18 protein-coding genes are annotated in these 20,054 nt (G+C 72.5%); 11 read left to right on the top strand and 7 right to left on the bottom strand.

Features of this window, described 5'->3' with window-relative positions:
• Positions 1-42: 42 nt before the first annotated feature.
• Genes ACFWYW_RS24785 through ACFWYW_RS24775 form a run of 3 tightly spaced genes read right to left on the bottom strand, consistent with a single transcriptional unit; the run spans position 43 to position 2,938 of the window.
• Positions 43-1,269 carry a ketosynthase chain-length factor gene (locus ACFWYW_RS24785; protein WP_379618163.1) on the bottom strand — a complete coding sequence of 409 codons (1,227 nt, stop codon included), beginning with the start codon at positions 1,267-1,269 and terminating at the stop codon, positions 43-45.
• Positions 1,266-2,528 (bottom strand): beta-ketoacyl-[acyl-carrier-protein] synthase family protein, encoded by a 1,263-nt coding sequence (locus tag ACFWYW_RS24780; RefSeq protein WP_379618165.1) that lies wholly within the window; start codon positions 2,526-2,528, stop codon positions 1,266-1,268. The genes ACFWYW_RS24785 and ACFWYW_RS24780 overlap by 4 nt, the downstream gene beginning before the upstream one ends.
• On the bottom strand, positions 2,525-2,938 hold the full coding sequence (locus ACFWYW_RS24775) for a cupin domain-containing protein (protein WP_379618167.1): 414 nt from the start codon (positions 2,936-2,938) through the stop codon (positions 2,525-2,527). Before ACFWYW_RS24775 ends, ACFWYW_RS24780 begins: the two co-directional genes overlap by 4 nt.
• Positions 2,939-3,019: 81 nt before the next feature.
• On the opposite strand from ACFWYW_RS24775, the gene ACFWYW_RS24770 reads away from it, so the two are divergent.
• The gene (locus tag ACFWYW_RS24770) at positions 3,020-4,159 is read left to right on the top strand and encodes a sensor histidine kinase (protein ID WP_379618169.1); all 1,140 of its coding nucleotides are present in this window, start codon (positions 3,020-3,022) and stop codon (positions 4,157-4,159) included.
• On the top strand, positions 4,156-4,821 hold the full coding sequence (locus tag ACFWYW_RS24765) for a response regulator (RefSeq protein ID WP_379618171.1): 666 nt from the start codon (positions 4,156-4,158) through the stop codon (positions 4,819-4,821). Before ACFWYW_RS24770 ends, ACFWYW_RS24765 begins: the two co-directional genes overlap by 4 nt.
• 6 nt (positions 4,822-4,827) lie before the next feature.
• Here the strand turns inward: ACFWYW_RS24765 and ACFWYW_RS24760 are convergent, their stop codons facing one another.
• On the bottom strand, positions 4,828-6,009 hold the full coding sequence (locus ACFWYW_RS24760; protein ID WP_379618172.1) for a cytochrome P450: 1,182 nt from the start codon (positions 6,007-6,009) through the stop codon (positions 4,828-4,830).
• A gap of 147 nt (positions 6,010-6,156) precedes the next feature.
• On the opposite strand from ACFWYW_RS24760, the gene ACFWYW_RS24755 reads away from it, so the two are divergent.
• The 7 genes from ACFWYW_RS24755 (at position 6,157) to ACFWYW_RS24725 (ending at position 14,308) form a co-directional block, all read left to right on the top strand.
• The gene (locus ACFWYW_RS24755) at positions 6,157-7,653 is read left to right on the top strand and encodes a peptide MFS transporter (RefSeq protein WP_379618174.1); all 1,497 of its coding nucleotides are present in this window, start codon (positions 6,157-6,159) and stop codon (positions 7,651-7,653) included.
• Entirely contained in the window at positions 7,650-8,666 is a 1,017-nt protein-coding gene (locus tag ACFWYW_RS24750; RefSeq protein WP_379618176.1) for a methyltransferase, read from the top strand. Before ACFWYW_RS24755 ends, ACFWYW_RS24750 begins: the two co-directional genes overlap by 4 nt.
• A complete protein-coding gene (locus ACFWYW_RS24745; RefSeq protein WP_379618178.1) occupies positions 8,663-10,147 on the top strand; it encodes an FAD-dependent monooxygenase in 1,485 nt (494 codons plus the stop codon). The genes ACFWYW_RS24750 and ACFWYW_RS24745 overlap by 4 nt, the downstream gene beginning before the upstream one ends.
• 103 nt (positions 10,148-10,250) lie before the next feature.
• Positions 10,251-11,789 (top strand): MFS transporter, encoded by a 1,539-nt coding sequence (locus ACFWYW_RS24740; RefSeq protein WP_379618180.1) that lies wholly within the window; start codon positions 10,251-10,253, stop codon positions 11,787-11,789.
• Positions 11,734-11,991: an acyl carrier protein gene (locus ACFWYW_RS24735; RefSeq protein ID WP_379618182.1), complete on the top strand. Its 258-nt coding sequence runs from the start codon at positions 11,734-11,736 to the stop codon at positions 11,989-11,991. Before ACFWYW_RS24740 ends, ACFWYW_RS24735 begins: the two co-directional genes overlap by 56 nt.
• A gap of 92 nt (positions 11,992-12,083) precedes the next feature.
• On the top strand, positions 12,084-13,343 hold the full coding sequence (locus ACFWYW_RS24730; protein ID WP_379618184.1) for a cytochrome ubiquinol oxidase subunit I: 1,260 nt from the start codon (positions 12,084-12,086) through the stop codon (positions 13,341-13,343).
• An 11-nt stretch (positions 13,344-13,354) separates the two neighbouring features.
• Positions 13,355-14,308, top strand: coding sequence for a cytochrome d ubiquinol oxidase subunit II (locus tag ACFWYW_RS24725; RefSeq protein WP_379618186.1), 954 nt, complete (start codon positions 13,355-13,357; stop codon positions 14,306-14,308).
• A 107-nt stretch (positions 14,309-14,415) separates the two neighbouring features.
• On the opposite strand, the gene mppR is transcribed toward ACFWYW_RS24725, so the two are convergent.
• Entirely contained in the window at positions 14,416-15,192 is a 777-nt protein-coding gene (gene mppR, locus ACFWYW_RS24720) for an enduracididine biosynthesis enzyme MppR (RefSeq protein WP_379618188.1), read from the bottom strand.
• 92 nt (positions 15,193-15,284) lie between these two features.
• On the opposite strand from mppR, the gene ACFWYW_RS24715 reads away from it, so the two are divergent.
• Positions 15,285-16,565 carry a sensor domain-containing protein gene (locus ACFWYW_RS24715; RefSeq protein WP_379618190.1) on the top strand — a complete coding sequence of 427 codons (1,281 nt, stop codon included), beginning with the start codon at positions 15,285-15,287 and terminating at the stop codon, positions 16,563-16,565.
• On the top strand, positions 16,553-17,206 hold the full coding sequence (locus ACFWYW_RS24710) for a response regulator (RefSeq protein ID WP_379618192.1): 654 nt from the start codon (positions 16,553-16,555) through the stop codon (positions 17,204-17,206). Before ACFWYW_RS24715 ends, ACFWYW_RS24710 begins: the two co-directional genes overlap by 13 nt.
• Here the strand turns inward: ACFWYW_RS24710 and ACFWYW_RS24705 are convergent.
• Both ACFWYW_RS24705 and ACFWYW_RS24700 read right to left on the bottom strand, forming a co-directional pair.
• Positions 17,203-19,152 (bottom strand): FtsX-like permease family protein, encoded by a 1,950-nt coding sequence (locus tag ACFWYW_RS24705; protein WP_379618194.1) that lies wholly within the window; start codon positions 19,150-19,152, stop codon positions 17,203-17,205. The genes ACFWYW_RS24710 and ACFWYW_RS24705 overlap by 4 nt on opposite strands.
• Complete coding sequence (locus ACFWYW_RS24700) at positions 19,149-19,898, bottom strand: ABC transporter ATP-binding protein (RefSeq protein WP_379618196.1); 750 nt, start codon at positions 19,896-19,898, stop codon at positions 19,149-19,151. The genes ACFWYW_RS24705 and ACFWYW_RS24700 overlap by 4 nt, the downstream gene beginning before the upstream one ends.
• Positions 19,899-20,054: the final 156 nt, after the last annotated feature.

Genomic DNA, 20,054 nt, shown 5'->3' with positions numbered 1-20,054 from the left:
GTTGCGCTGTCAATTCCGTGTTGGTATTGTCTGCTCCCCGATTCACTTGGTGAGCACGAGGGCGGCGTTGAAGCCGCCGAATCCGCGGGCCACCACCAAGGCTGTGCGCAGGGTGCGCTCGCGGGGCCGCCCGAGGACGAGGTCGAGACCGAGAGATCGCACGGGGTCTGTCGTTCCCACTGTCGGCGGAATCACACCATCACGCATGCTCAGCAGGGCTGTTGCGACGTCTAATGCCGCGCCACCGGCATAAAGACGGCCGGTCATGGTTTTGGGCGCAGTAACCGGCACTTTGTGGGGACCGAAAACGGCGTTCAGGGCGTCCGCTTCGGCCCGGTCCGCGTCGGGCAGGCCCATGGCGTCGGCGAACACGACGTCGATCTCGTCCGGACGCAGTCCCGAGTCCTCCAGGGCCAGCGTGATGGCGCGGGTCAGCGTCGGCGGACGCTCCCGCTCCGGGGGAGGATCGAAAGTCGCGGCATATCCGGCTATATAGCCATAAATCGGCTCGCCAGGATCGCGCCCACTGGCACCGCGTTCACCGTCGATGCGCTCGACGGTGAACATCGCGCCGCCCTCCCCGGGCACGTAGCCACATGCCTTCTCGTCAAACGGCACATAAGCCCGAGAAGCCTCGGATTGGGTGCTCAACCCGCCGTTGGACAGCTGGGCGACCAGACCGTAGGGGCACAGGGAGGCGTCGGTACCCCCGACCAACGCCAGCCGGGCCCCCGAGCGCAGCATCCGCCGCGCCTGCCCGACCGCGTCCAGTCCGCCCGCCTGTTCGGTGGCGATCGCCGCGCAGGGTCCACGCATCCCGTTGCGGATGGAGATCTGTCCCGTGGACGCCGCGTAGAACCACGCGATCGACTGATAGGCGCCCACGTGGTCGGGCCCCTTGCCCCAGAGCCCGGTCATCTCCTTCTGCCCGAACTCCGTCCCGCCGGACGAACTCGCGGTCACGACGGTCATCTCGTACTCGGGCAGGTCCGCCGGCCGTACCCCCGCGTCGGCGAGGGCGCGGTCGGCGGCCACGAGGCCCATGTGGGTCCAGTGGTCGGTCTGGGTGGTGATCCGGCTGGGCAGCAGTTCGCGCGCGGTGAACCCGCGCACCTCGCCGGCCAGCCGCGCCGGGTAGGAGGCGGGGTCGAACCTGGTGATCGGGCCGATGCCGCTGCGGCCGGCGAGAGTGGCCGCCCAGTACTCTTCGGTGGTGGTACCGTTCGGCGCGACCACGCCGATGCCCGTGACGCCGAGGCGTTCCCTCACGAATCTCCCTTCTCGTGCTTGGCCAGCACCATGGCGGTCTGGAACCCCCCGAACCCGCTGCCGACGCTCAGCACCACGTCGGTCCTGTGGTCGCGGGCCGTCAGCGGTACGTAGTCCAGGTCGCATTCCGGGTCGGGGTGGTGCAGGTTCGCCGTGGGCGGGACGATCTGGTGCTCGATCGCGAGGGCGGAGGCGGCGACCTCGATCGCGCCGATCGCCCCGAGCGAGTGTCCGACCATGGACTTGATCGAGCTGACCGGCACTTCGTAGGCGTGTTGCCCGAGGCTGCGCTTGAAGGCGGCGGTCTCGTGGCGGTCGTTCTGCTTGGTCCCCGAGCCGTGGGCGTTGATGTAGTCCACGGCGGTGGGGTCGAGCCGGGCCTCGCCGAGGGCGACGGTGATGGCCTCGGCCATCTCCCTGCCGTCGGGCTTGAGCCCGGTCATGTGGAAGGCGTTGCTGCGCGCGGCGTATCCGGCCACTTCGGCGTAGATGTGCGCGCCGCGCGCCCGTGCGGCTTCGAGCTCCTCCAGCACGAGTACGGCCGCGCCCTCCCCGAGCACGAACCCGCTGCGCGTCCGGTCGAAGGGCCGGGAGGCGGCGGCGGGGTCGCTGGTGTCGGCGGTGGTGGCCTTGATGGCGTCGAAGCACGCGACGGTGATCGGTGAGACGGGCGCGTCGGTGGCTCCGGCGATCGCCACGTCCACCGTGCCTTCGGCGACGAGCTGCGCGCCGTACCCGACGGCGTCGAGCCCTGAGGTGCACCCGTTGGAGACGAGCTGTACGGGACCTTCGGCCCCGCTCTCCCAGGCGACCTCGACGGCCAGCGTGCTCGGCACCATGTGCCCGTACAGGTGGGGCACGCCGTACTCGTGGTCGAGCAGCCAGCGCTTGCCGGCGTCGCTGAGCACGACGTACTCCTCTTCGAGGCTGACCGTGCACCCGACGGCGCTGCCGAGGCTGACCCCGATCCGGCCGGGGTCCACCTCCGGCAGGCCGCTGTCGGCCAGTGCCTCGCGGGCGCTGACGACGGCGAACTGGGCGGCGCGGTCCATCCTGCGTACCTGGCGGGCGGTGAGCCCCGCGGCGGCGGGGTCGAAGTCGACCTCGGCGGCCAGCGGCGAGCGGAAGGCGCTCGCGTCGAAGGCCTGGATGAGGCGGGTGGCGGAGCGTCCGGCGGTGAGCATCTCCCAGGTGGCCTTGGTGCCCACACCCCCCGGTGTGACCATGCCGATCCCGGTGATCACGACCCGGCGTCTCACAGTCGCGCCCCGCCTACCTGGGGGGAGGACTCGTGAGCGTGGGGCGGCTCCTCGGTGTCGACATGGCCGAGTTCCGGGCGGGGGGCGAGCGGGCTGAGGTGGAAGACGGCCTCGCCTTCCTCGGCGCCGGTGTTGACGAGCCGGTGCTTGGCGCCGATGGGCACCATCAGGCCGTCGCCGGGGCCGAGCTCGACCGACTCGTCCTCCACGCGCATGGTGAGCGTGCCGCGGACGACGTAAAGGAACTCCTCGGAGTGGGGATGGTAGTGCTCGGCCACGAACTCGCCGGGCGCGAGCCTGAGCACCCCCATGAAGCCCGAGGTGCTCCGCACGGTCTTCGGGCTGAGCAGGACCCGGATGTCGCCGCCTCTGCGCCTGTTGGGGACGACATCACTAGCGGTGATCTTCATGCCCGCAACACTGCCAAAGCCCGTTGGTGCGGACTTCCAGGCCCAGTCGAGTGGCGTTGGTTAGCGCCTACAGTGTTGCGTATGATCCGCCGAATCCCGATGGACGTCGCGCAGGTGGTGGCGGTCATCGCGGTCACGATCGTGGGGACCGCCTTCATCGCGCGGGAGTCGCCGCCCGGCTCGCTGCCGCTGTGGCTGGGCTTTCTGCTGCTGACGGCGATGTCGCTGCCGTTGCTGCTGCTGCAGAGGGCGCCCGCGACGGCCGTGGCGGCCGTGGTCGCCGGTGCACTGGTATACCAGGGTCTCGACTTCCCCGGGGGAGCGTCGACGATCCCGCCGTCGATCGCGTTGTTCACGGTGATGAGCGCCGGTTACCGCAGGCTCGGAGGAGCGGGCGCGCTGGTCTGGCTGGTGGGCACGCTGATGCTGGGCTGGTTCGGCACCCGCCCGCCGGGAGTGCAGGGGACGGTGTGGTTCGTGACCTGGCTGGTCGCGATCCTCATCCTGGGCGAGATGTCGCGTAACCGGCGCGAACAGCTGATCACCGAGCGCGAGCGGGTCGCCCAGGCCGAGCGCGCCCGCGAGGAGGAGGCCAGGCGGCGGGTGACCGAGGAGCGCCTGCGCATCGCCCGCGAACTGCACGACCTGCTGGCCCACAGCATCTCGGTGATCAACCTGCAGGCGGGCGTCTCCGAGCACCTCATCGACCGCGATCCCGAGCAGGCCCGCCGGGCGCTCGGCGACATCCGCCGGGTGAGCAAGGAGGTCCTGGTGGAACTGCGGGGCGCGCTCGGGGTGCTGCGCGACGTGGACGAGGCCGAGGAGCCGCTCGCGCCCGCACCGGGCATGGACCGCCTTCCCGAGCTGGTACGGCGGGCCAGATCCGGCGGCGTCGAAGTGGATCTCACGTTGCCCGCCGACTGCCCCGCACTCCCGAAAACCGTGGATCTAGCGGTTTACCGGATTGTTCAGGAAGCTCTGACCAATATCATCAAACATGCCGGGGCGGCCCGCGCCGAGGTGTCGGTGCGCTGCTCGGGCGGCGAGCTGCTGGTGGAGGTACGCGATGACGGCGTGGGCGGCACGCCCGGGGAGGGGAACGGACTGGTGGGCATGCGCGAGCGCGCGGCGTCGCTCAACGGCGCCTTCGACGCCGGTCCCGCGCCCGGCGGCGGCTTCCTGGTGGCGGCCCGGCTGCCGGTGAGGGGGCTGGCGGCGTGATCAGGGTGGTGCTGGCCGACGACCAGCCGCTGATCAGGGCGGGCCTGCGGGCGCTGCTGCACTTCGAACCGGACATCGAGGTCGTCGGCGAGGCCAGCGACGGCCGTCGCGCGCTGGAACTGGCCGCGACGTCAAGACCCGACATCGTCCTCATGGACGTGCGCATGCCGGAGATGGACGGCATCGAGGCCACCCGCCGCATCGCCGAGAACCCCCGCCTGGACGGGGTGCGCGTGGTCATCCTGACCACCTTCGAGCTGGACGAGTACGTCTTCAAGAGCCTGCGCGCCGGCGCCAGCGGCTTCCTGGTCAAGGACACCGAGCCGGCCATGCTGCTGCAGGCGATCCGGGTGGTGGCCGGGGGCGAGGCCCTGCTCACCCCCGGCGTGACCAGGCGCCTGATCGACGAGTACGCCGCCAAGTCGACGGAGGACCGTCCGACGCCCGAGCTGGACGTGCTGACCGACCGCGAGCGCGAGGTGGTCGCGCTGGTCGCCGCCGGCCTGTCCAACAAGGAGATCGCCGAGCGCATGGTGGTCAGCCCGGCCACCGCCAAGACCCACGTCAGCCGGGCCATGATCAAGCTGAGCGCGCGCGACCGGGCGCAGCTCGTGGTGATCGCCTTCGAGTCCGGCCTGGTCACGCCCCGCAGAAGGCTCTGAAGAACCTCACCAGGTCACGGGCAGCTCGGGCAGGCCGCGGATGAGGTGCCCGCCCTGCGGACGCAGCTCCTCCACCGGTACGGCCAGCCGTACCGTGGGCAGGCCACGCAGCATCCCGGCCAGCGCGATCTCCAGCTCCAGCCGGGCCAGGCGCGCGCCCAGGCAGTAGTGCATGCCGTGGCCGAAGGTGAGGTGGGGGTTGTCCTCGCGGCCGATGTCGAACACGTCCGGGTCGTGGAAGACGCTCGGGTCCCGGTTGGCCGAGGAGATCGCGGGCAGCACGGCCTCGCCGGCGGCGATGGTCACGTTGCCCAGCTTCACGTCCTCGGTGGCGATCCGCAGGAGGCCGCCGCCGGTGGTGAGGGCGTTGTAGCGCAGCAGCTCGTCCACGGCGGACGGCAGCAGGCCGGGGTCGGCGCGCAGCCGTTCCAGCTCGGCGGGGTGGCGGAACAGGCACAGGAACGACAGCGCGATCTCGCTGGCGGTGCTGAGGAAGCCGCCGGTCAGCACGGTGGCGCCGAGCATGACCAGTTCGTCCTCGCTGAGCCGGTCACCGGAGTCGCGCATGGCGATCAGCTCGCTGACCAGGTCGTCGCGCGGGTCGGCGCGCCGGTCGGCGATCAGCCCGGCCAGGTAGCGCTTGAGCTCGGCCCGGGTGGCCGCGACCTGCTCGGGCGGGTACTGGGTGAGGCTGAGCAGGACGTCCACGAAGCCCGCGATGGTGTCGCGGTCGGCGGCGGGCACGCCGAGCAGCTCGCAGATGACGGTGATCGGCAGCCGCCTGGCGAACAGCGACACCAGGTCGGCGGGCGGCCCGGCCTCCTTCAGCGCGCCGACGAGCAGGTCCACCTCGCGCTCGATGACCGGGCGCAGCGCGGCGGTCCTGCGGTTGTTGAAGGCCGGTGAGACCAGCCGGCGCAGCCGCGTGTGCTCGGGCGGGTCCATGCTGAACATCGAGTTCGGGTCCGGCGGGATCGGCTGCAGGCGGGGCGCGCCCGGCCGGGTGGTGTGGGCCCGGCTGAAGCGCTGGTCGCCCATCACGGTCTTGTTGTCCTCGTAGGTGGTGACCAGCCAGGCGGTGTCGCCGGTCGGGAAGGTCACCTTGCTCACCGGCTCCTCCCGCCTGAGCTGCTCGAACTCGGGCGCCGGCTCGCCGGGGCAGCGGGGGACGAAGGGGAATCTGCGCATCCCCCAGCCATACCGGGCGGCCGTCGTGCGGACGTTGAGCGGCGCTGGAGACGACTCGGGCACCAAGGAGACACAAACCCGGCACAAGATCCGGGTGCCAGCATCGCTGCCGACGGACCGGCCCCCGAGCGACGGGAGTGGATGCCCATGGCGCCATCGCTGCTTCCCTGGCGACAGCCGCGCTGGTTCAGCACGCTGTTCATGACCGACCTGTGGGAGCGATTCAGCTTCTTCGGGATGATGGCCATCCTCTTCCTCTACGCGACCAGTACCGACGGGCTCGGCATGCCTCCCGGCAGCGCGGGCGCCCTGGTCGGGCTCTACATCTCGGCCACGTTCGTCGCCTCGGTGCCGGGCGGCTGGCTGGGCGACCGGGTCTTCGGGCCGCAGCGCGCGGTCCTGTACGGCGCGATCCTCATCGCCTGCGGCCACCTCACGCTGGTGGTCCCGGCCGAGGCGACGTTCTACCTCGGCATCACGCTGATCGCGGCCGGTACCGGCCTGCTCAAACCCAACCTTTCCGCGCTGCTCGGCTCGTTCTACCCGCCCGGACAGGCGGCCGAGCGGGAGGCGGCGTTCTCCGTCTTCTTCGTCAGCATCCAGGTCGGCGCGCTGCTCGCGCCGCTGATCACCGGCTTCGTGGGCGAGACCGTCGACTGGCACCTCGGCTTCGGCACGGCCGCGATCGGGATGGGCATCGGCATCGCCGTCTTCGCCCGGGGCCGCAGGCACTTCGGCGAACTCGGGCGCGAGCCCGGCCAGCCCGCCGATCCGGCCACGCTGCGCCGGTTGCGGCTGTGGAGCGCCGTGGTCGTGGCCGTCGTGGCGGCGGGGCTGATCGCCGCCGCCGTCCAAGGGGTGCTGCGGGTGGAGGTGCTCGTGGCCGTGGTGGGTCTGCTGGTGCTCGTCGCGCCGCTGCCGTACTCGCGGATGATCCTCAAACGGGCGTCGGCCGACGAGCGGGTACGGCTGCGCGCCTACGCCTGGGTCTTCCTCACCACGGCCGTGCTGTTCCTGCTGGTCAGCCAGAGCAACTCGGTGCTCAACCACTTCGCCGCCGTCTCGACCGACCGGCAGGTGGGCGGGTTCCTGGTGCCGGCGAGCTGGTTCCAGTCGCTGCATCCGCTGTTCGTGCTGCTGGCCGCGCCGGTGCTGGCGCGGGTGTGGGGCGGGCCGGCGGGGCGGCTGGCCGTACCGGTGAAGCTGGCGGCTGGGCTGGTGATCGCGGCCGGCAGCTTCCTGCTCATGGTCTTCGCCGCGCAGAGCCCGGCGGCCTCGCCGCTGTGGCTGGTCGTGGTCTACCTGACGCTGTCGATCGCCGAACTGATCATCGGCACGGTCGGGCTCGGGGTGACCGCCATGGTCGCGCCGGCCGGGGCCACCAGCCAGCTCATGGGGCTGTGGTGGCTGGCCGGGGCGGTCGGCGCCGTCGTCGGCGGCCAGCTGGCGCGGCTGGCCATGCCCGGCGGCGCCGGACCGCAGGCCGCGCAGGGCCCCGGGCCCGGCTACTTCCTCGTGCTCACGATCCTGCCCCTTCTCGTCGCGGCCGCGCTCGCGCTGGCCCGCACCCGCATCGCCGCCCGGTTGCGACCGGGCCCCGCAAACCCGTCCTTCCAGCTCACCACCGATGGAGGTCCCGTATGACCAGCGAGATGACCGCGCCCGCCGTCAGCGCAGAGCCGCTGTGGCGCCTGGGCACGGCCTACTTCAGCCGCAAGACGGTGCTGACGGCGGCCGAGCTCGGCGTCTTCACCACCCTGTCCGGCGCGCCCGCCTCGTCCGACGAACTGGCCAAACGCCTGGAGCTGCATCCACGCGGCGCCCGCGACTTCTTCGACACGCTCGTCGCGCTCGGCGTGCTCAGCCGCGACGGGGAGATCTACCACAACACCCCGCTGGCCGAGCACTACCTCAACTCCGACCGCGCCTCCTACGTGGGCGCCTTCCTGAACGCGGCCGACGCCCGCTGGAACCAGCTCATCGACGCCCTGCGCACCGGCGAGCCGCAGAACCGGTGGGGCTCCGGCGCGCAGATGTTCACCGAGCAGTACCGCACCACGGCCGCCTGGCGGAACTTCACCGCCGGCATGGACTACCTCAACGGCATGATCGGCCCGGTGCTGGCCGAGGCGTTCGACTGGTCCACGGTCACCTCGGTGGTCGACGTGGGCGGGGCGCGCGGCAACCTGGCCGCGGCGATCCTGCGCGGCCACCCGCACATCGAGGCGGGCGTCATGGACCTGCCCGGCGTCGAGCCGGTCTTCCACGAGCACATGACCCAGCTCGGGCTCTCCGGGAAGATCACCTTCCACCCGGGCAACTTCTTCGAGGACCCGATGCCGGGCGCGCAGGCGCTGGTCATGAGCCACGTGCTGCACGACTGGGGGGTGAGCGAGCGTGAGCAGCTCGTGGCCGCCGCCTTCTCCGCGCTGCCGTCCGGCGGCGTGCTGCTGATCTGCGACCCGATGATCGACGACGATCGGCAGGGCCCGGCGGGAGCGCTGCTGACCAGCCTCAACATGCTCATGGTCACGCCGCACGGCTCCGAGTACAAGCGTGCCGACTGCCGCTCCTGGCTGGAGAAAGCCGGGTTCACCGGGCTGACCGAGGCCGAGCTCGGCACGCACAACACGCTCATCACCGCCCGCAAGCCATGAGCGAGACCGAGGTCCTGATCGTCGGCGGCGGCGTGGTCGGCCTGTCGGCCGCCGCCTTCCTGGCCTGGCACGGCGTCTCCTGCCGGGTGGTGGAGCGCCGCGCCGACCTGTCCATCCATCCGAGGGCGCGCGGCTTCAACCCGCGCGCGGTCGAACTGCTGCGCCAGGTCGGCCTGGAGCCGGCCGTACTGGAGGCCAGCAAGGGTTTCGCCGGGCACACGATGCGGGCCCGCGTGGAGAGCCTGACCGGCGAGGAGATGTTCCGCGCCGATCTGCCCACCGCCACCGACCTCGACCGGCTCAGCCCGTCGCCGTGGGCGCTGTGCAGCCAGGACCGGCTGGAGCCGCTGCTGCGCGAGCACGCGGTGGCGCTTGGCGCGCGGGTCGACTTCGGCGTCGAGCTGTCGGCCTTCGAGCAGGACGGCGACGGCGTCACCGCGACCGTGCGCAGCCGCGGCGACGGCTCGGCGGAGCGGATCAGGGCCCGGTACCTGATCGGCGCGGACGGGGTGCGCAGCCGCGTCAGGCAGCGCCTCGGCATCGAGCTCAAGGGCACGCCCGCGCTGCTGCGCCAGCTCAGCATCGTGTTCAAGGCCGATCTGCGCGAGTACCTGGGCGAGCGCCGCTTCGCCATCTGCCAGGTGGTCAACGACGCCGTCGAAGGGCTGCTCGTCCACGACGACACGCTCACGCAGGGAACGCTCTACATCCAGTACGACCCGGCCAAGGGCCAGAGCTCGGCCGACTACCCGTGGCCCCGCTGCGTCCAGCTCGTCAGGGCGGCGATCGGGGCGCCGGGACTGCCGGTGCGCATCCTCGACACCCAGTCGTGGGAGCTGTCGGCACTGTCGGCCACCCGGTACGGCGAAGGCCGCGTGTTCCTCGCCGGGGACGCGGTCCACGTGATGCCACCGGTCGGCGGCTTCGGCGCCAGCACCGGCATCCAGGACGCGCACAACCTGGCCTGGAAGCTCGCCCACGTGCTGCGCGGCAAGGCCGGACCCGAACTGCTCGACACCTACGAGGCCGAGCGCGCCCCGGTGGCGGAGTTCACCGTCGAGCAGTGCCTGCGCAGGGTCACCTCGGGAACCGGCTTCGGCCGCCCGGCCGCCGACGCGGGGCTGCTCGACGACCTGACGCTCACGCTGGGCTTCCGCTACGGCGAGGGCGACTACGCCGAACCGGCGGGCGAGCCGGGCACCCGGGCGCCGCATGTCCCGCTGGGCGACGGCCGCTCGACGCTCGACCTGTTCGGGCGGGAGCCGTGCCTGCTGACCGGGGACTCCGGTGAACGCTGGCGCGCGGCCGTACCGGATCTCGAGGTGCACGTCGTGCGGGCGCCGGAGTTCGGCGCGCGCCACGGCGTGGAGCGGGACGGGGCGGTACTGGTGCGGCCGGACGGGATCGTGGCCTGGCGCGGCAGCTCGCCCGATGAACTGCCGGACGCGCTGGCGCGCGTCCTGTGCCGGGCGACGCGGTGAGGGGAGTGGTCATGCACCTGCTGGAGCAGATCGCCAGGGCCGGAGTGTTCTGGATCTGGTTCCCGGTGCCCGAGGAGGAACGCGCGGAGGAAGAGGAGCGGCCATGGTGAACGCCGGGACCCGCCGCCAGGGTGTGGCGCTGCCGCTGGTCGCCGTGGCGCTGGCGCAGTTCCTGGCGATGGTGGACCTCAACATCACCGCGACGGCGATGCCCGCGATCGTGGGCGAGTTCGGGCGGCTGGACCTGTTCGCCTGGGTCACCACCGGCGCGGTGCTCGCCTCCACCGTCACCACCCCGCTGTACGGCAAGCTCAGCGACGTCCTCGGCCGCAAGCAGGTCTTCATCCTGGCGCTGGCCCTGCTGACCGCCGGGTCGGTGCTGTGCGCGCTGGCCCAGTCGATGCCGCAGCTCGTGCTGTTCCGCATCGTCCAGGGCGTCGGCGCGGGCGGCCTCATGGTCTCGGCCATGGCTATCTACGCCGAACTGCTCAGCCCCGAGCAGCGCATGCGCTACCAGATCTGGTTCGCCACAACGCTCAACGCCTCGGCGGCGATCAGCCCGTTCCTGGGCGGCCTCATCACCGACTGGATCAACTGGCGCTGGACGTTCTGGCTGACCGTGCCGGTGGCGCTGATCTCGGTCGCGCTCATCGCCAGGACCCGCCTGCTGCCCCGGCCCGAGACGCGGGTGCGCATCGACTACCTGGGCGCGGCGCTGCTCGGCGGCGTCTGCACCTGCCTGGTGCTGGTCAGCAGCTGGGCGGGCGTCGCCTACGCGTGGGGCTCGCCGGTCGTCGTCGGGCTCGGCGCCGCCGCGATCGTGCTGGTGATCGCCTGGCTGCGGGTCGAACGGCGGGCCGAGCAGCCGATCATCCCGCTGCGGCTCTTCCGCGACCCGGTGCTCGTCGTCGCGAACGTCCAGGGCTTCGTCACCGGTCTCACGATGTTCGCGGCGGTCACCTTCCTGCCGCTGCTCATGGTGGCCCGCGGCGAGTCGGCGACCGGGGCCGGTCTTGCGCTCATGCCGCTCACCGCCGGGTCACTGATCGTCTCCCTGGGCCTCAGCTCGTTCATGGCCCGCGCCGGACGGCCCCAGCTGTTCGCCGTGCTCGGCGGCGTGCTGCTGACCGGCGGGCTGGTCGCGCTGGCGGTGGCGGAGGGGGCGGCGATGCTGGCCGGCGCGCTCGTGTTCGGCGTCGGGCTGGCGCTGATCTTCCAGGTCTACTCCGTGGCCGTCATGAACCACGCGCCGCGCCGGGACCTCGGCTCGGCGATCGGGCTGCAGTCGCTCAGCCGCCAGCTCGGCGGCACGCTCGGCCTGGCCGCGCTCAGCGGCGCCTTCCAGGCGCGGCTGGGGGCCGAACTGGCCGCCCGCGTGCCGCAGGACCAGCTCACCCGGGCCGTGACCGCCGCCGGCGACCCGGAGACGGTCAGCGCGCTGCCCGAGGCGCTGCGCACGGCGGTCACCGGCGGCTACGGCTCGGCGCTCACGCTGGTCCTGCTCGCCGCCGCCGTCTGCGCGGGCGTCGGGCTGCTGGCCACCCTTCTGCTCAAACTGCCCACCCCACCGAAGAAAGGGAGCGACCATGACCGTGTTCACCCTGGACGACCTGCGGCGCATCATGAGGGAGGCCGCGGGTGAGGGAGAGGCCGTCGACCTGGACGGCGACATCCTCGACACGCCTTTCGCCGACCTCGACTACGACTCGCTGGCCGTACTGGAGATGACCGTGCGCGTCGAGCGCGAGTTCGGCGTCAAGCTCGGCGACGACGAGGTCGGCGGCGTGAAGCTGCCGAGCGAGTTCATCGATCTGGTCAACAGCCGCCTACAGCCGGGGGAGTAGACGGCCGCGCCCACTGCGTCCGCCGGGGTAGGCGCAGAAGCCTCCCTGCGGCGGACGCCCCCTTCCGACCTGGACTGACAGGCTGGTGAACCATGGACAACCTGCTGTTGTCGAGGCTGCAGTTCGCGACGACGACCTCGATCCACTTCCTCTTCGTCACGCTGACGCTGGGGCTGGTGCTGTTCGTGGCGGGCATGCAGACCGCCTACACGATCACCGGGAACCCGGTCTACCGCCGCATGACGAAGTTCTGGGGCAAGATCTACGTCGTCAACTACGCGGTCGGCATCGTCACGGGCCTGGTGATGGAGTTCCAGTTCGGGCTGAACTGGAGCGGCCTGTCGAAGGTGACGGGCAACGTCTTCGGCGTGCCGCTGGCCCTGGAGACACTCATCGCGTTCGTCGCCGAGGCCACCTTCCTCGGCATGTGGATCTTCGGTTGGGACCGGATCCGCAAGGGCGTCCACCTGACGCTGATCTGGCTGGTGGCGCTCACCGCGTACGCCTCAGCCTTCTGGATCATGGTCGCGAACGCGTTCCTGCAGCATCCTGTGGGCTACGAGATGCGCGGCGACCAGGCCCACCTCACCGACTTCGGCGCGCTTCTCGCCAACAGCAACCTCATCGACACGCTGCTGCACGTGATCTCCGCGGCCGTGCTGGCCGGAGGGCTGTTCGTCGCCGGGATCAGCGCCTACCACTTCATCAAGCGCACCCAGGAGGTGGAGGTCTTCCGCCGGTCGATGCGCTGGGGGCTGATCGCCGCCCCGATCGGCGCGTTCTCGATCATCCACTGGGGCTTCCTGCAGGAAGTCGTGATCGAGAAGACCCAACCGGCCAAGCTCGCCCAGATGTACGGCGAGCCGGAACGGATGGCGGCGGCGCAACAGGCCATGGAGCAGCAGTTCGGGCCCGGTGACTGGGCGCCGCCCGGGTGGATCGGCGTGCCGTACCAGATCATGATGAACAGCGCCTTCATCATGGCGCTCATCCTGCTCGTCTGCCTCATCCTGTTGTTCCGCAATTGGGTGGTACGGCTGCGCTTCCCGCTCTACGTTCTCCTGATCATGGTCCCGCTGCCGTTCATCGCGGTGATCTCCGGCTGGCTGGTGCGGGAGGTGGGCCGTCAGCCGTGGACCGTCTACGGCCTGCTGACCACCGACAAGGCCGTCTCCGATCTCCCGGCCGCCGTCGTGTTGATCTCCTTCGTCGGGTTCACGTTGGTGCTCGGCACGCTGGCGGTCGTGGATTACGTGCTGATCGCGCGCTTCGTCCGGAAAGGCCCGGACGACGAGCTGTTCGGCTCCACCCTCGACCAGGTGGCCAAGCCCGCCTCTGCCCACAGCTTCTGAAGGAGCAGACCATGGACCTTCTCTGGCCGATCCTGCTGGGCCTGCTGTTCGCCGGATACTTCGTCGTGGACGGGTTCGACATCGGCGCCGGGCTGCTGCTGCGCCGCCTCGGCGGCGGCGAGTACGAGCGGCGGGCCGTCCTCACCTCCATCGGCCCCTTCTTCCTGGGCAACGAGGTGTGGCTGGTGGCCGTCGGCGGCGTGCTCGCCGGCGCCTTCCCGCTGATGAAGGACCACCTGCTCGGCGGCCTCTACCTGCTCATCGTGGCCGGGCTGCTCATCTGGGTGGTGCGCGACGCGGCGATCTGGTTCCGCAGCCGCCGCCCGTCGCCGCGCTGGCGCGCCGGATGGGACGCGATGCTGGGCGGGTCGAGCGGCGTGTTCGCCGTCTTCTGGGGGCTGCTCGTGGGCGCGCTGCTGACCGGCCCGCCGCCGTTGACCGACCGCTGGCTCGTGGCCGGGATCAACGCCGCGGTGTGGGCGGTGGTGATGGTGCTGCTGTTCACCACGCACGGCGCCGTCTTCCTGGCCGCCCGCCTGCCCGCCGACCTCGCCGCCCGCGCCACCGCCACGGCCACCCGCCTGTCGCGCCCCGCCGCCGGGCTGCTCGCGCTCGCCTCCCTCGCCCAGCTCGCCGTACCCGGCCCCGGCGGGATCGCCACGACCGTGCCGGTCGTCCTGCTCGGGCTGCTCGCCGCCGCCGCGCTCTGGGCTGCCCCCGCCGCCCTCGCCAAGTCCCGGTACGGCAGTGCCGTCGCGCTGACCTCGTTCGCGGCGGCCGTACCGGCGGTGCTGGCGAGCCTGCGCCTGGCCGGTGGCCTGACGGACGTCACCGCGGACCCGGCGACGCTGAGCGTGCTGAGCGGCTTCCTCGTCGTCATCGTGCCGGTGCTGGCGGCGATGCAGGCGTGGATGTGGTGGACGTTCCGCCGCCGGGTGCACGCGGGCACGGTGGTGTTCTTCTGACGTTGAGCAGGGAAAAGCCCCGGGACGGTGTTCCGTCCCGGGGCCCGCGCGTGCACTCAGCCGCCCAGCGCGTGCGCCCAGCGCAGCCGGCGGCCGTGCGTGGGCGGTCAGCCCAGGCGGCGGCCGCTCACCAGCGTCTCGGCGTAGCTGAAGGCGTATCCGGCGCCGACCTCGACCGGGGCCAGCGAGGCGAGGTCCTCGTCCGCGCCGGGCAGCAGCCGGAACGCGCCCGCGCCGCGCCACACCGGCCCGAACTCCACGTCCCGCACCGACGAGGCGACGAGCTGGTGCAGCGGCTTCTCGCCCGGCACCCAGGCCGGGAAGTGCCGGTTGTGCACCAGCGGCACCGTGTGCAGGTGCGGCGGCTCGGCCCGTTCGGCGAGCGTCACCGCCACCTCGGCCACCCGCCGGTCGCGTACGGCGAGGCTGGCGCTGAAGCGTCCGCCCGCGGCCATGCGTGGCCCCGCCCGGCCCACCTGGACCGGCCTGGTCAGGTGCACCGACCCGAACTGCTTCGGCATGCCCTGGACCCAGCCGCGCATCAACGGCACCGCCTGGTCCACCCACGCGTACGGGCAGCGCGCCATCGGCGACCCGCCGAACGAGCAGCCCAGCAGGATCAGAAACTCCGAGAACCGGCTGCCCGCCGGGTCCTCCAGCTCCGCGCCCGACTCCGAGCACCACTGCCACTCGGCGAACACCGCGGCCGCGGCCCCGGGATCGGGCCCGAGTTCGAGCTCCGGTGGCAGGAAGCGGGCGGCGGCGGCCGGGTCGACACGGTAGTCGACCATCACCACCTCGCCGGAGAAGTACCAGGGCGGCGAGGTGAGGGAGGAGGAACTTCCGGACGGGGACAGCGGCAGGGAGTACCCGGTCAGCGTCATGTCCCGCAGCCTAGGAAGCGCCGGGGAGATCGGCAATGAGCCTCCATCCCGCCTGGCGCGGGCCACTAACCAGGCTCAATTCCCTCATTAGGATGAGGATCGTGGGGATCGAGGGCGGGCCGTGGGAAGGGCTGGTCAGCGCTCCGGCGCGGGTGCCGCTCAGCTCCCGGCCCTGGCGCTCGGTCGCCTACCTGCTCGGCGGCTTCCTCGTCGCGATCGTCTGGCTGGCCGGGACCGTCGTGCTGCTCGTCGTCGGTGTGGTGACCGTCCCCATCGTCGTCGGCGTGCCGCTGCTACGCCTGCTGCCGCGCTGGGCCGAGACGCTCGGCCGGGTCGAGCGGGCCCGGCTGCGCCTGGTCGACGGCCGCCCGGCCCCCGATCCACACAGTGGCCGGCACCGTGGCAGGCCGCTGCTGCGCGAGGCGGCCACCTGGCGCGAGGCCGGGCACGGGCTGCTGCTCTGCCTGCTCGGCCCGCTCAACGCCGTCGCGCTGCTGGTGCTCGCGCTGCTGGCCGGGGGCCCGCTGCTGGCCCCGTTCTGGCGCCTGCTGCCGTTCTCGCCGTCGGCCAACCCGTCCTGGCAGAAGGTCACCTCCGACCCGGCGCTCGCGTGGGGCGCCTCGCTGGCCGGGCTGGTGCTGCTCGTCCTGGCCGCCTACCTGGTGACCGCCGTCGCGGCGGCCGAGGCCGGGCTGGCCCGTACGCTGCTCACGCGGCCGCCCGAGGAGGAGCTGGAGCTGCGGCTCATCGAGGTGGACCGCTCGCGGGCCCGGCTCGCCGACGCCTTCGACAGCGAGCGCCGCCGCCTCGAACGCGACCTGCACGACGGCACCCAGCAGCGGCTCACCGGGCTGATGATGACGCTCGGGCTGGTCAAGATGGAGCTGGCCGGGGCCGACCCCGAGGCGAGGAAGCTGGTCGAGCGGGCCCACCGGGAGGCGGGGGAGACGCTGGCCGAGCTCCAGGACCTCGTCCGCGGCATCCATCCGCCCATCCTGACCGACCGCGGGCTCGAAGGGGCGCTGGCCGAGGCGGCGGAGCGATGTCCGGTGCCGGTGACCGTACGCGTGGAGACCTCGCACGGACGCCCGCCCGAGTCGGTGGAGTCGGCCCTGTACTTCGCGGGCTGTGAGGCGCTCACCAACCTCGCCAAGCACAGCGGCGCGAGCGGCGCCGAACTGCTGCTGCGCGACGCCCCCGGCCGCATCGTTCTGCAGGTCAGCGACGACGGCGCGGGCGGCGCCGACACCGCCTCCGGCACCGGCCTGGTCGGCCTGGCCGACCGGGTGGCGGCGGTGGGCGGCACGGTCAGCCTGTCCAGTCCGGAAGGCGGGGGAACGACCCTGCGGGTGGAGGTTACGTGGACGTCGTGATCGCGGACGACGCGGTGCTGCTGCGCGAGGGGCTGCGCCACATCCTGGAGCGCTTCGGCCACCGGGTCGTGGCCTCCGTCGGCGACGCGCCGTCGTTACTGGCCGCCGTCGACCGGCACCTGCCGGACGTCGCGGTCGTGGACGTGCGGATGCCGCCAGGGTTTCGCGACGAGGGGCTGCGCGCGGCCCTGCGCATCCGCACCGAGCACCCGAAGGTGGCGGTGCTGGTGTTGTCGCAGTATGTCGAGCGCTCGTACGCGATGGAACTGCTGGAGTCGGGCTCCGGGCGGGGCGTCGGCTACCTGCTGAAGAACCGGGTCGGCGAGATCGAGGACTTCCTGGACGCCGTCACCCGGGTGGCCGCGGGCGGCACCGCCATCGACCCCACGGTGGTGGTGCGCCTGCTGGAGAACCGCCAGGACCCCGGTCTGGAGCGCCTCACGCCGCGCGAGCGCGAGGTGCTCGCGCTGATGGCCGAGGGCCGGACCAACAGCGCGATCGCGCGCGAGCTCGTGGTCACCGAGGCGGCGGTGCTCAAGCACGTGGGCAACATCTTCGCCAAGCTCCTGCTGGAGCCGAGCGACGAGGAGCACCGCCGGGTCGCGGCGGTGCTCCGATACCTACGCGAAGGCGCCCGCTAGGCGGCGGCTTCTGCGACCGACGTGCGGCGGCGCAGCAGCAGGGCCGTGGGGACGAGCGCGGAGACCACCACGACCAGCACGCAGGCCAGCGCCACCAGCCCCGCCTCGGTCCACGGGAACGCGGTCGGCACCTCAAGCCCGAGCCCGCCCAGCACGCCGCGCAGCCCCAGCACCGCCACCACGGTGACCGCGCCACCGAGCAGCACACCCGTGGCGGCCACGCACAACGCCTCCCACAGCGCCATCCGCAACACCTGTACCCGCCGAGCCCCCAGGAACAGCAGCCGCGCGAACTCCCCGCGGCGCGCCCCGAACGACAGCGCCGAGGTGTTGGCCACCGCGATCAGCGTGTACGCCACGGCGAACCCGGCCAGCGCGATGGCCCCGATGCGCATGCCCTCCTGCCGGGCCCCGCTCACCATGGCCATGATCTCCACGGTGTCGAACACCTTCAGCTTGGGCCAGCGCTTCTCCAGCTCGGCCCGGATCGCCGCGGGCCGGTCGGCGGACACGTGCACGGCGCTCCAGCCCGCGTCCGCGCCCTTGAGCATGCCCGGCGGTACGAGCAGCCCGCCGCCCAGCGGTGAGCCCTCGTAGAGCGCCGCCAGCCGCGGTGTGGCCTTCACCCCGCCCGCGAGCCGCAGCTCCACCTTCTCGCCGAGCCGCCAGCCGAGCGCCGAGGCCTGGCGCCGGTCGGCGGCGACCGCGCCCTCGCGCAGCGCCTCCAGGCTGCCCTCGACCTTGGTGAGGTTCATGACCTTGCCGATCCCGGCCGGGTCCACGCCCTGCGCGGGCACCGTGCGGGTGGTGCGGTTGGCGTGCACCTCCACCTGCCCCGACGTCACCGGTACGGCCGCGCCCACCCCGGCCTGCCCGCCCAGCCACCGGGCCGCCTCGGCGCTCCCGGCGCCGGACACGACCAGGTCGGAGCGCCACACCTGCTTGGCGTCGGCGGCCATGGCCTCGCCGAGCAGCGTGGTGCCGCCGAGCAGCGACCCGGCCAGCCCGACCGTGATGAGCACCGGCGCCGCGGTGGCCGCGGTGCGCCGGGCCGCCATCCGCACGTTCTCCCTGGCCAGCTCGCCGGTGGCGGCGGTCAGGCGGGCCAGCGGCGCGGCGACCAGCGCGCTGGTCCAGGCAGCGAAGACCGGCGACAGCAGCGCGAAGCCGATCACCAGCGGCATCGAGACGAACATCGTCAGCGGCATCCGCCCGTCCGGCGGCGCCACCGGCACCAGGGCCAGCATGCCGCCCCCGGCCGCCAGCGCGGCCAGCCCGCCCAGCCAGCGGCCCTTGCCGATCGGCTGGTCGGCCAGGGCCGCGGCGCGCAGCGCCTCGACGGGACGGACTGCGGCGGCCCGGCGGGCGGCGGCCACCGTGGCGACCAGGCCCACGAGCACCCCGGCGGCGAAGCATCCGGCCAGCGCGCCCGGCGACAGGCTCGGGGTGAAGGCGGCGGGCAGGAGTTCCTGCGAGCGCAGCAGCGCCGCCATCGCGGCCATGAGCGGCCCGGCCAGCAGCACGCCCAGCGTGGAGGCCAGGACCGCGGCGAACCCCGACTCGGCCAGCACCATCCACCGCACCTGCTGGGGCGCGGCACCGACGGTACGCAGCACGGCCAGTTCCTTGCGCCGCTGGGCGACGATGAAGGCGAAGGTCCCGGCCACCACGAAGACGGTGACGAAGGCGCCGATCACGGCCAGCATGACCAGCAGCGCGCCGGATTCCGACACGGCCCGCCGTACCGCCTCGGGGGTGTCGGGAGGGAGGGCGGAGCCGGAGGCCAGCATCGAGGTCGCGCCGCCCGCGAAGGCGACGCCCAGGGCGAGCGCGATCACCGCGCCCGCGAAACCGGAGACGCGGCTGCGCAGGGTGCGCCAGGCGACCGACAGCAGCGTGCGGGTGCGTACGCCCGGCCGCGCGGGCAGGGCGGAGATGGTGGTCACGCGGCCTCCAGTTCGGCCAGGCGGGCGGCGACCGTGCGGGAGCTGGGCTGACGCAGCTCGTCCACCAGCAGGCCGTCGGACAGGAAGAGCACGCGGTCGGCGTGGGAGGCGGCGAACGGGTCGTGCGTCACCATCACCACGGTGTCGCCGCGCTCGTCGACCAGGCGGCGCAGCAGCGCCAGCACCTCGCGCCCGGACTTGCTGTCGAGGGCGCCGGTGGGCTCGTCGGCGAAGATCACCTCGGGCTGGGCGGCGATGGCGCGGGCGATGGCCACGCGCTGCTGCTGTCCGCCGGACAACTCCGCCGGGCGGTGTCCCATGCGCTCGCCGAGGCCGACCAGCGTGAGCACCTCGCGGATCCACGCGCGCGGCGGGCGGCGGCCCGACAGGCGGATCGGCAGCGCCACGTTCTGGGCGGCGGTCAGCGAGGCGATGAGGTTGAAGGACTGGAAGACGAAGCCCAGGCGGTCACGGCGCAGTTCGGTGCGCTGGCGCTCGTTGAGCTCGCCCAGGTCGGCGCCGCCGATGAGCACCTTCCCGCCGGTCGGCTGGTCGAGCCCGGCGGTGCACTGCAGCAGCGTGGACTTGCCGGAGCCCGACGGGCCCATGATCGCGGTGAAGGAGCGGGCGGGGAAGGTGGTGCTGACCCCGCGCAGCGCGGCGACCTCGTTCGGGGCCTCGCCGTAGACGCGGGAGAGGTCGATCAGGCGTACGGCGTCCGTCGTCACGGTGGCGGTCTCTGTCATGGGTCCCAGTCAACCGGGATCGGGCGCGAAAGACCCGGGCGGCGACGAGAGATCCCGGGGTGGTGTCAGCACTACCACCGCCTGGACCAAGCGGGCTGGCTCCCGTCTGGATCACGGCTACAGGCCGCGCCGAAACCGGGTTGCCACCATACCGGG

The sequence above is a fragment of the Nonomuraea sp. NPDC059023 genome (genome assembly GCF_042740095.1).
GTDB lineage: Bacteria > Actinomycetota > Actinomycetes > Streptosporangiales > Streptosporangiaceae > Nonomuraea.
This window is presented reverse-complemented; position numbering and strand designations above follow the sequence as displayed.